Below are 11,332 nucleotides of genomic sequence, written 5' to 3'. Positions count from 1 at the left end.
AGTTTAATAATGCGGTTAATATTATTAGCCACCGCGTAAAATCAGTTGAAGATCCTAGCCGTTCAGAAGAGTTAATGAAACAAACCGCTAAACTTGAGCGTGGTAATCTGTTGTTTGGCGTCAGTGAGCAATTAATTTATGCCAAGCAGGATGTCCAACGATTAGATCAACAAAATTTAGTTTTATTTCAGCAACTAAATAGCACTGTGGATGAAATAATTTCTGCGGCTAATATCAATACTCAATTGGCGGTTAAGCAAGTAGACCACACTTTGACCGTTGCGCGTAATACACTGATTGTGATTTCTGCTGTTGGTTTGTTAGCGCTAGTATTGATTATGTGGCGCATTGTGTATCTGCAGGTTATCTGTCGGATTAACCGTTATAGTCGCGCGTTATTGTCACTGACTCGCGGTGATTTATGTATTCAATTGGACGTTGAAGGTGATGATGAATTAGCGCAAATGGGACGGGCTATTCTAGTTGCGCGTGATACCGCCAATGAACGGTATCGCTTAGCACAAGCAAAAATACGTCAAGAACTCCAACAGCATAAAGCGAGTTTGGAACGGCTGGTTGCAAAACGAACTGGTGAATTAGAACGGATTAATAGCCGTCTAAATGAAGAAGTATACAATCATTATAAGGCGCGTGATGAGGCTGAAAAAGCGAACCGTGCCAAATCCGCGTTCTTAGCCACTATGAGTCATGAAATTAGAACGCCGATGAATGGCGTGTTAGGGACGGCATCATTATTGGCTGATACCCATTTAAGCACTCAGCAAAAGCGTTATTTGGATGTGATTAATCGCAGTGGTGAAACCCTGCTCGATATTCTCAACGATATTCTTGATTACTCTAAAATTGAAGCGGGGCATTTAGATATTAGAGCCAGCGATTTTGCTCTAAAGCGCATGGTCGTCGATGTGTTCAATATGCTGCATGGTCGAGCCATGGCAAAGCGAATTGGGTTTGAATATTATATTGAACCGAATGTTGATGCGATTTGGGTGGGTGATGAAAGTCGTATTCGACAAGTGCTAGTCAACTTAGTCGGTAATGCGATTAAATTTACCGATAAAGGTAAAGTGACTATCAATGTTCAGCCGTATCCAGATATGCCTGATGAAATACTATTTTCAGTCCAAGATACTGGGATCGGTATCGATACGACTGAACAATCACTGTTGTTTAGTGCTTTCCAACAAGCAGAAGCTGGACGTAAATCAATTGAAGGTACTGGGCTTGGGTTGGCAATTAGTAAACATATTGTCGCTGCGATGGACGGTGAAATAGGCGTTGATTCAGTTATCGGTGTTGGCAGTTGTTTCTGGTTTGCTTTACCTCTTGAGCAAGGACAGGCGACATTGAATACGGATGTTAATCAAGTTATCGTCCCTGCTGCACATATTCTATTGGTTGAGGATAATCCGGTGAACTGTATGGTTGCAGAAGGATTTCTTAAACGACTAGGCCATACGGTGGTTATTGCTGAAGATGGGGCACAAGCCGAAGCGTGTTATCGAAATGAACAATTTGATTTAGCGTTACTTGATATCAATTTACCCGATACTGATGGTGTGACGCTATTGCATCAATTGCGCCGTATCGATAGTACCAATAAGCAAGCATGGCAAGAGCCGACACCGATGGTCGCTTTTTCAGCCCATGTCTTTAGAGAAGAAGTTGAAATCTATCTAAACGCAGGGTTTGCAGGTTTCTTACCTAAGCCTTTGGTTGAACAACAACTCATTGATACCATGAACAGCATTCTAAAAGGAGATAAGCGAGTGGTGATTGAAAAAGGCGCGGGTGAAGATAAACCGCAATCTATTGAGCATGAAGAATTATTACCGCTTGTCAAAGAATCTGTATTAGGGTGTGATTTACAGGTACTTGGCGCTGCACAAGTGAAGCAGTTAATTAACTTATTTGGTGATTCGGCAAGCAAGACTTTGGTTCTGTTACGCCAAGCAATTACAGAGAATGATTTACCTGAGGTTGCTAAACAAGCCCACACGCTTAAAGGTGCGGCTGGTACGATGGGATTAATGCAATTACATCAATTATGTCAAACGTTTGAAAAATCAGCGCAAGAAGGCTCTATTATGGGCTTAGCCGTTGAACCATTACTGCAAGTGTTTGATGATTCAGTCTCAGCTTTAGCGACGATTTTCCTTGATGATTAAGACTATTAATTAATCGTTACCATGATAATAAAAAGAACGCTGCGGCGTTCTTTTTTTATGCCAACAGATCAAGTGTCATAAACGTGCTATGAGGATCAGGTTGATAATCAGCAAAGGGCGGACATTCAATAAACCCATGTTTAGTGTAAAGTGCACGTGATGGTGCAAAGAAGTCCATTGAACCAGTTTCTAAGTTCAATTGTTGATAGCCTTGGGTTTTAGCATGGGTAATGATGTGTTGCAGTAATTGTGACGCCACTCCTTGAGCACGAAAGTTATCACTAGTACGCATTGATTTTATTTCAGCGGAGGTTGTCGTTAAGTATTTTATTGCGCCGCATCCCGCTAGTTGGTGTTGATCCCAGATAGACCAAAAAGTAACGCTGTGATGTTGCAGCTCGGTGAGATCCAATGCGTGAACACTGGCTGCTGGTGCGGTGGCATTCATATCCGTTAGGTGCGCTTGGAGTAAGGCTTGAATTGCGTGCCCTTGTAAATCATCAATAATGATATTCATATGATCTCTGCCATGAATAAAAATATTACTTTACGACTTAGAAATAATTTAACCAAGTAATTTTTAGCTACGGGTGAGTAAACATAACGAAGTAAGTTAATCATCAGGGATGGGGAAGTGAACGATATTGGTATAACTAAAAGTAGATGCTAAGACTGTTACGAGTGATTAAAAGAGGATAAGTGGAAAAGTACCGCCAAAAAATAACCCCGAGAACAAAGTCCTCGGGGTTAATCTATCACTTAGAGTAATTTAAAAATTACTTCTTAGCGTTACGTTCTTTCTGCTCAGCGATAACTTTTTCAGAAACGTTAGCAGGACACGGTGCGTAGTGTGAGAACTCCATAGAGAACTGACCACGACCAGAAGTCATAGTACGTAGAGTACCGATGTAACCAAACATTTCTGAAAGTGGTACGTCAGCTTTAATACGAGAACCAGTTATGCCAGCGATCTGGTCTTTGATCATGCCACGACGACGGTTAAGGTCACCGATAACATCACCAACGTGATCTTCTGGAGTAAATACGTCAACGTTCATGATTGGCTCAAGAAGTTGCGCACCAGCTTTAGGCATAGATTGACGGAATGCGCCTTTCGCTGCGATTTCAAATGCTACTGCAGATGAATCGACTGCGTGGAATGCACCATCAAGAAGCTCGATTTCAACGTCAAGAACAGGGAAACCAGCTAGAACACCAGTATTCATCATGCCCTTGAAGCCTTTCTCGATTGCAGGCCAGAATTCTTTAGGAACGTTACCACCAATTACTGATGATGTGAACGTAAAGCCTGAACCTACTTCGCCTGGTTTCATGATGTAGTCGATCTTACCGAACTGACCAGAACCACCAGATTGCTTCTTATGCGTGTAGCTATCTTCAACTGGCTTCGTGATTGTTTCACGGTAAGCAACTTGAGGTTGACCAACAATTAGGTCTACGCCGTACGTACGCTTAAGGATATCAACCTTAATGTCTAGGTGAAGTTCACCCATACCTTTAAGGATTGTTTCGCCAGTTTCTTCGTCAGTTTCAACTTGGAAAGATGGATCTTCTGCAACCATTTTACCGATCGCGATACCCATTTTCTCAGAACCGCCTTTATCTTTAGGCGTTACAGCAATTGAGATTACTGGAGTTGGGAAGATCATTGGCTCAAGAGTACACTCGTGCTTAACATCACAAAGAGTGTGACCAGTTTGAACGTTCTTCATACCAACGATAGCGATGATATCACCAGCTTGTGCAGAAGTAAGTTCGTTACGGTCGTTCGCTTGCATCTCAACCATACGGCCGATACGCTCAGTTTTACCAGTAGCAGAGTTAAGGATGGTGTCACCCTTGTTTAGCTTACCAGAGTAAATACGAACGAATGTTAGAGCACCAAAGCGGTCATCCATGATTTTGAATGCAAGTGCTTTGAATGGTTCGTCAACAGATACTGTTGCAACTTCACCAGTCGCTTCACCAGTTTCTGGATCAGTTAACGGCTGTGGGTCTACTTCTGTTGGAGAAGGTAGGTAATCAATTACCGCATCAAGAACAAGTTGCATACCCTTGTTTTTGAATGCTGAACCACAGAACGTTGGGAAGAAAGTACAAGTACGAGTACCAGCACGGATACAACGCTTGATTTCTTCAATAGAAGGTTCAACACCTTCCATGTAAGCTTCTAGAAGATCGTCGTCTTGCTCAAGAGCAGTTTCGATCATTTCTTCACGGTAAGCTTCAACGTCGTCAACCATGTCTTCAGGTACAGGTAGAACTTCGAAGTTCTCTGGAAGACCTGAGTCATCCCATACGAATGCTTGACGGTTTAGAACGTCAACAACACCAACGAAATCATCTTCACGACCGATTGGAAGTGTCATGATTAGTGGAGTCGCGCCTAGTACCTTCTTAACTTGATCTGTAACGCGGATGAAATCTGCGCCCATACGGTCTAGTTTGTTAACGAAGATAATACGAGCAACTTCTGATTCGTTCGCATAACGCCAGTTAGTTTCTGATTGTGGTTCAACACCACCAGAACCACAGAATACACCGATGCCGCCATCAAGTACTTTAAGAGAACGGTAAACTTCAACTGTGAAGTCAACGTGTCCAGGAGTATCGATAACGTTAAAACGGTGATCTTTCCAGAAACAGCTTACTGCTGCTGACTGGATAGTTATTCCGCGCTCAGCTTCTTGTTCCATGAAGTCAGTTGTTGACTCGCCATCATGAACTTCACCAATCTTGTGGATTTGGCCAGTTAGCTTAAGGATACGCTCTGTAGTAGTGGTTTTGCCCGCATCAACGTGCGCGAAAATACCAATGTTTCTGTATTTAGATAAATCTGTCATTGTTTTTCTCTATCAACAATTACTGTCACATGTGAGGTCGCGGATTATAGCACTAGTTGTGCTAATCAGAACATAGCCATGTGTAATAAAAATAGGTATTCGCTTGCTTTTTGCTCTAGGAGTTCTACCTGTTGACGAAGATCCGAGCAAATAACAACGATAAAAATCAAGATTAGTCGAAATTGATTATTATTGTAAGTCGATTAAAGGATATTTTTATGAGGTTTTAAGGTGATAGTGTTGAATTATCATTGGTAATTCAGTATCAATAAGAATGAATAAAATCGTTTTTTAGGCTATTAGACCTTTAAAAATAGTAAGTAAGCTAGAATCTGTCATTTGTTTCACTTTATGTTTATTAGTGAGGTAGAATTCAACAAAGTTCCTCTTGATTATTTGAGTGTAAAAGATGTCTGAAGAAATAGAAGTAGAAGCACTGGAAGTTGAAGTGTCTGTTCAACCGATTGAGCTATATAAAGTCCTTAAAATTGCCAATCAGGTGAGTGGAGGCGGTGAAGCTAAATATGCTATCTCTGAAGGTTATGTTGCTGTAAATGGTGAAATTGAATTACGTAAGCGTTGTAAAATCTATGATGGTGACGTTATAGAGTTTAATGGTGAGTATTTTGTGGTTATTTGTGACCAGCCTGTTCAAGAAACGGTTGTACGTGATGTAAAAACGAAGCAAACAACGCCAGTAGCAAAACCTAAAGTAGCTAAAAAAGCAACAGCGCCTAAAACAAAGAAAAATAAAGTAGCGCAAACAACCAGTAAAAATCGATCAGTGACTAAAAAAGAAGCGGCACAAACAGATAAAACCGCAGATATGTCAACAGGGCGCAAGCCTATCAGTTTTTAATTTTGGATGAGAAACACATAAAAGACGTGCATATAGTGCGTCTTTTTTATATATGCTTTATATGAGTGAGTATCAGGATGATGATCCAAAAATCGACAAGTTATCTTTTTCTTTTATTTAGTACTATATGTGGCGCTACGTTTTCAGTTAATGCTGCACAAATAAATTCGTTATCGACAAGCGAGTGTCAAGCAATGACTAAAGCTGGGGTTATGTCCAGTTCTGCTCCAGTATCATGCCAACGACTCAAAAAAGTCACCTTTAATTACCGTGATTTTACGGGTAAAGCACATACCAATGGTCAATTAGTCGTGATGGATGCGGTAGCACCGTATGTCGGCAATATTTTTGATGCTTTATATCAACAAGGTTTTCCGATTCATAAAGCAGTACCCATTGAAATTTATGGCGGTAATGATGTCCAATCAATGACGGCCAATAATACATCGGCATTTAATTACCGTCCGGTTGCGGGTACTGGCAGTTTATCATTACATGCTTATGGGGCTGCGATAGATTTAAATCCATTACAAAACCCATTTGTGACCTTTAGTGGTAATGGCAATGTTAAATTTAGTCCAGTTCAAGGTACACAATATGCCAATCGTGCTATATACCGTTTTGGTAAGCCGGATAGTCGAGGTATGGCTGAAGTAGTGATCGATACTTTTGCTCGTAATGGTTTTCAATATTGGGGCGGATTTTGGGATTCACCGATTGATTATCAGCATTTTCAGTTGAGTAAAGATATGGCGATTACAATGAGTGAGATGACACCATCTCAGGCAGCCTTATTTTTTAAACGTTATGTGGGGTGGTATGACAGCTGTAGTCGAATGTACCCATCAGCTTATCAGCATTATAAGTTTAATGATTACACTGAATACTTAAAAAGTAAGTTATCAGCAAAGTCATTACATCTCGCTTATAGCGCAAATCCACAACAAGTAATGAATGCCATTAACCAGCAGCCGATACGTTCAGACATTTGTGTTAAACGCTAATTAGCCAGACTATTATTTATAAGTTGCAGCCTAAGTCATAGTTTTTAGTCTGCATACTTTGTTTTTAGTTAATTCATTTGCGGCTATTATTTAAGGCTCTTAGGATGGTAGGTAATATTAGTATTACTTTCTACAAAGGATGGTCTGATGGTTAATCAAGTCACAATGGTTGCACAGCAATTACAGTTTTCAGAGTTAGTGCAAGGCTATTGGCGTTTAGCTGAATGGGGCATGACAGCGCAGCAACGATTAGCTTTTTTAGAGCAACATCTAGAATTAGGGGTCACCACGGTTGATCACGCTGATATTTATGGTGGCTATCAATGTGAAGTTTTATTTGGTGAAGCATTAGCATTAAAGCCAAGTTTACGCCAGCAATTACAGATAGTGACTAAATGCGATATTAACCTGTGCAATGCTAAATACCCTCAACGACGCATTAATCATTACGATACCAGTAAGCAGCATATTGTTGAGTCTGTAAATAACTCATTGGCAAACTTACATGTTGATAATATTGATTTGTTATTGATTCATCGCCCAGATCTACTGATGGATGCTGATGAGGTTACTTCTGCTTTTGCTGAGTTAAAACAACAAGGAAAGGTTAATCATTTTGGGGTGTCGAATTTTTCTCCTGCCCAATTTGATTTATTGCAATCTCGTCTTGATCAACCTCTGGTTACTAACCAAGTTGAAATTAATCCGCTTAATTTTGACGTCGCACATGATGGTACGCTTGATCAATTACAAATGAAGCGCATTCATCCGATGGCATGGTCATGTTTGGCTGGTGGTGATATTTTTACTGGCAACAGTGAACAACATCAGCGAGTACGTGCAACATTAACTGATATTGCGTCTGAAATAGGTGCCGATAGTATTGATCAGGTTATTTATGCATGGATTCGACGTTTACCTTCTGATCCTATCTCTATTATAGGGTCGGGTAATATTGAGCGAGTAAGATCAGCGGTTGCTGCACTTGATTTTACGTTATCACGTGAGCAATTTTACCGAGTATGGGTTGCTTCAAAAGGTCACGGTGTGCCATAGAACGGTATTGTTCTTGTCAGATGATTAAAAGATTAAAAGATTAAAAGATTAAAAATGGCAGGGAATATTCTTTAATAAGTGAGGAATATTGCACTGCCATTATTGTATGGAATATTTATTCGTTATTTAGTGGACACTCGCGGGAGCAACCGTTCCTTCTGCTATTGAGTTGTTTTTATTGGCACTCCATTGATACCAACCACCATCGTAGACACTGATGTTTTTCCATCCAAGAATATGAGCAAAGAAAAAGGCTTCTGATGCTCGCCATCCCGTACCACAGAAAAATGCGACATCTTGATTCGGCTTAATATTCCATTGCGCCCATTGGGCAGTAATTTCAGCACCACTTTTCATGGTTTGATCTGGGTTAAGATAATCTTGCATGTGGTAAGAGTCAGAACCTGCATGTCCCCATTTAGCACCTTCGATACGACCTTTAGGCTTTATATAGTCATAACCACTGGTTTCACCAATATATTCTGGCCATGTACGAACACTGACAACAGATTGTTGATTAACTGGCTTTTTCAATAATGCTTTAACTTGATTGGTATCTATTAAGTATTGTGGATTTGCAGGGATTTTCTTTCCAAACGTAACTGGGTGTTGATTATAGTTTGGTAAATGTTCAGTTGGGTAACCCGCATTATCCCATGCAGTCCAGCCGCCATTTAATAGCCGCACATCTTTAACGCCGGCATACATTAAGAAATTGGCAAAACGGGCGGCAGACATATTATTACGTGCATACAATATTACGGTGGTGTCATAACGAATACCAAGATTCGCAATCACTTTAGCTAACGCGGTATTACTGACTTTATTCCACCAAGGTTTTGATTCGATAGTATTGGTATTAACGTATAAAGCCCCAGGGATATGATCCAGTAAATATTTAACTGGTGGTCCCCATTCAACTTCAACCACTTTATAGCCATGTTTTGGTGCATAGCGAGGGTGCCTGCCATTAATAAGCTCATTTAGCCATGATGCTGGCACTAATTGTTGAAAATTAGGTAAGGTACTGAGTTGACCATGATAGAGATTAAGCGGTTGATCGATAGTGGTTAGCGATTTATAACCTTGCGCTTGTAAAGCGGTCGATAATTGTTGAGCTTTATCGGCCGAGCAATATAAGTAAGTCGGTAAAGTAGATTGAAGGTGTTTATCACGAAGTAGGGTCTTAAAAGCAGATGTATCTAACGTTTTTAGCCAGCTTGCATCAATGTTGACTGCGCCTGCAATATGACCGCCACGTTGTTGCTGGGGTTCAGGCCAACCGTTATAAAAATTACTGTTACGACAATCAATAATTTGCAGCGGAGTCTTATGCGATTGCTGTTGCGCTAATTGCGCTAATTGCGCAAATGTAGCTATTGGTAGGGAGGTTGCAGGACTGGCAAATGAAACCGTTGATGTTAGTAATAGTGCAGTTATAGCGGTTATTTTAATGAGCATGGTTAAACCTAATCACCTTAGTGATAGTCAAAAACAAGCGCGCATTTTAACGTTTTTAAAAGGTAATACAATTGGATTTTATTTATCGATAAGATATTTTTTGTTGAAAAAGTATAAATAAATATGCGGGTCATTTTTATTTAGGAACTATTATAGGACTTTTGTGTCTGAAATATATTACAGCATGATCGAACCATGAGATATCGTGTTGAGACATTAATAAGGAATATATATGAAGCGTTTTATCCCTGTATTTATAAGCATATTAACGATTTATAGTACAACGTTAATGGCAGCAGAGGTAACAACGCGAGATCCTCATGCAAGTTCATCACAAGAAAATCAACAATCACCACTGACATTAAGTCCTCAAATACCTCCTCTATCTGTGCCTGTAGATTCTAAGGCCGACGATTATTCATTATTAGTATTACAGCAAGCTTATTATCACGGGATTGATGATATTGGCAGTACGATTCATTTACAGCAAGGCTTGTGGGCTGGTGAACCCTATCAACCTGGGGGGAATGTAATGCCACAAGTGATGTTATTAAGTGACTTGAAGGCGACAGGTGTATTGAATGCGAATAATGATCCGATGGCTGTGGTGCTGTTAAATTATTCTCCTGGTGGTAGTGGTCAATTTTTATATCTTGCAGTGATGGCTTATCGAGATGGTAAATTGGTGAACGTTGCGACGCAATATGTTGGTGATAGAGTCCGAGTGAAAGGATTAGTGATTAAAAATCATCAAATAATATTAGATGTTATTCAAGCGGGAAAAAATGATCCTGCTTGTTGTCCCGGAGATGTTGCACGTCATATTTGGCGTTTAGATCATAATAAGTTAGTTGAAATACCCAGCCATCAACCGATTGTTAGACTAACACCCGCGATTTTAGCTAATACAGAATGGCAGCTAGAAAGTTGGCGTTATGGTGATCCAGTAACGAGTGCCAGTAAGATTAATTTACGCTATATCAATGGTCATTTTGTTGGCATGGTTGATTGTAATAATTATACCGTTACTGTGAAGTCACTATTACAACCAGGAGCGATTGATGTATTAGAGCAACATGCCGCAATCACAGAAAGAAAATGTGATGATTCTTTAGCGTCTCATCGGCAGAAACGTTATTTTGAACAATTAGCAGCAGTGACTCAATTTACCTATTTTGCAGGAAAATTAGCGCTTACCTATCAGCTTGATCATCATGCTGGAGTAATGATATTTTCAGCGAAAAAAACGCAATCATAATACATTGTTAAGTACTGTTATTTCTAAATCATATTTATATACCGCGACTTAGGAAACTAAGCTGCGGTATTTTTTAGCGCATTATCGTTACTGTATTATCGTTACCGCATTAACTTTGTCGTAGCCAGTTAATAATAAATTGGCAAATATCGTGAGGGTTATTTAAATCTAATGGCGGTAAAGCACAATGCTCAGGTGCAGGCTGATCGCTCGCAAATGCAATGATAGTATCATCGTTCGGATAGAGTAATGGTTTACCGTAGCTTGGGCGATGAATTTCTATTTTTGGAAATGGCTGCTCACGAAAGCCTTCAATTAAAACCAGATCCAACAGGTCATGATTTAACTGACTTAAACAATGATTTAATTCAGGATCTTGGCGTTCGGCTTGTGGGTATTCAAAATACAGCATATGGCGAGATTGGGTTGCTAGCAACGTTTGGCTACATCCTGCATGACGTAAACGGTAGCTGTCCTTTCCTGGAGTGTCTGGATCAATATCGTGATGGCTGTGCTTCAGTAATCCGATCCGTAACTTATGTTGGCTAAGAAGAGGGATCAGTTGTTCGAGAAGCGTCGTTTTTCCTGAGCCACTAAATCCAGCAAAACCCAGTATCGGTGTAGGAGATGTAATCATAATG

Annotated in this window: 9 protein-coding genes; 5 read left to right on the top strand and 4 right to left on the bottom strand. The window is 40.1% G+C overall.

Going from position 1 to position 11,332, the window contains the following annotated elements:
• Positions 1-2,189 (top strand): TMAO reductase system sensor histidine kinase/response regulator TorS (torS, locus tag BTO21_RS07155; RefSeq protein WP_105026746.1); only part of this gene is annotated, 2,189 nt, incomplete at its 5' end.
• A 55-nt stretch (positions 2,190-2,244) separates the two neighbouring features.
• On the opposite strand, the gene BTO21_RS07150 is transcribed toward torS, so the two are convergent.
• Entirely contained in the window at positions 2,245-2,706 is a 462-nt protein-coding gene (locus tag BTO21_RS07150) for a GNAT family N-acetyltransferase (RefSeq protein ID WP_045030838.1), read from the bottom strand.
• Between the two features lie 259 nt (positions 2,707-2,965).
• Positions 2,966-5,053 carry an elongation factor G gene (gene fusA / locus BTO21_RS07145; protein WP_045030837.1) on the bottom strand — a complete coding sequence of 696 codons (2,088 nt, stop codon included), beginning with the start codon at positions 5,051-5,053 and terminating at the stop codon, positions 2,966-2,968.
• A gap of 409 nt (positions 5,054-5,462) precedes the next feature.
• On the opposite strand from fusA, the gene BTO21_RS07140 reads away from it, so the two are divergent.
• The 3 genes from BTO21_RS07140 (at position 5,463) to BTO21_RS07130 (ending at position 7,972) form a co-directional block, all read left to right on the top strand.
• Positions 5,463-5,912 carry an RNA-binding S4 domain-containing protein gene (locus tag BTO21_RS07140; protein ID WP_105026745.1) on the top strand — a complete coding sequence of 150 codons (450 nt, stop codon included), beginning with the start codon at positions 5,463-5,465 and terminating at the stop codon, positions 5,910-5,912.
• Between the two features lie 80 nt (positions 5,913-5,992).
• A complete protein-coding gene (locus BTO21_RS07135; protein ID WP_045030879.1) occupies positions 5,993-6,916 on the top strand; it encodes a M15 family metallopeptidase in 924 nt (307 codons plus the stop codon).
• Positions 6,917-7,063: 147 nt separating this feature from the next.
• Positions 7,064-7,972, top strand: coding sequence for an aldo/keto reductase (locus BTO21_RS07130; protein ID WP_045030835.1), 909 nt, complete (start codon positions 7,064-7,066; stop codon positions 7,970-7,972).
• A gap of 126 nt (positions 7,973-8,098) precedes the next feature.
• On the opposite strand, the gene BTO21_RS07125 is transcribed toward BTO21_RS07130, so the two are convergent.
• Complete coding sequence (locus tag BTO21_RS07125) at positions 8,099-9,433, bottom strand: rhodanese-like domain-containing protein (protein ID WP_045030833.1); 1,335 nt, start codon at positions 9,431-9,433, stop codon at positions 8,099-8,101.
• A gap of 232 nt (positions 9,434-9,665) precedes the next feature.
• Here BTO21_RS07125 and BTO21_RS07120 point away from each other — a divergent pair, with 232 nt between their 5' ends.
• Positions 9,666-10,691, top strand: a complete 1,026-nt coding sequence (locus BTO21_RS07120; protein ID WP_052672692.1) for an META domain-containing protein — start codon at positions 9,666-9,668, stop codon at positions 10,689-10,691.
• Between the two features lie 109 nt (positions 10,692-10,800).
• On the opposite strand, the gene mobB is transcribed toward BTO21_RS07120, so the two are convergent.
• The gene (gene mobB, locus BTO21_RS07115) at positions 10,801-11,328 is read right to left on the bottom strand and encodes a molybdopterin-guanine dinucleotide biosynthesis protein B (protein ID WP_045030831.1); all 528 of its coding nucleotides are present in this window, start codon (positions 11,326-11,328) and stop codon (positions 10,801-10,803) included.
• Between the last annotated feature and the right edge of the window lie 4 nt (positions 11,329-11,332).

It is taken from the genome of Photobacterium phosphoreum, assembly GCF_002954725.1.
Lineage (GTDB): Bacteria > Pseudomonadota > Gammaproteobacteria > Enterobacterales > Vibrionaceae > Photobacterium > Photobacterium phosphoreum.
Note: the sequence above shows the minus strand (reverse complement) of the source record. Positions and strands in the feature narration are given on the sequence as shown.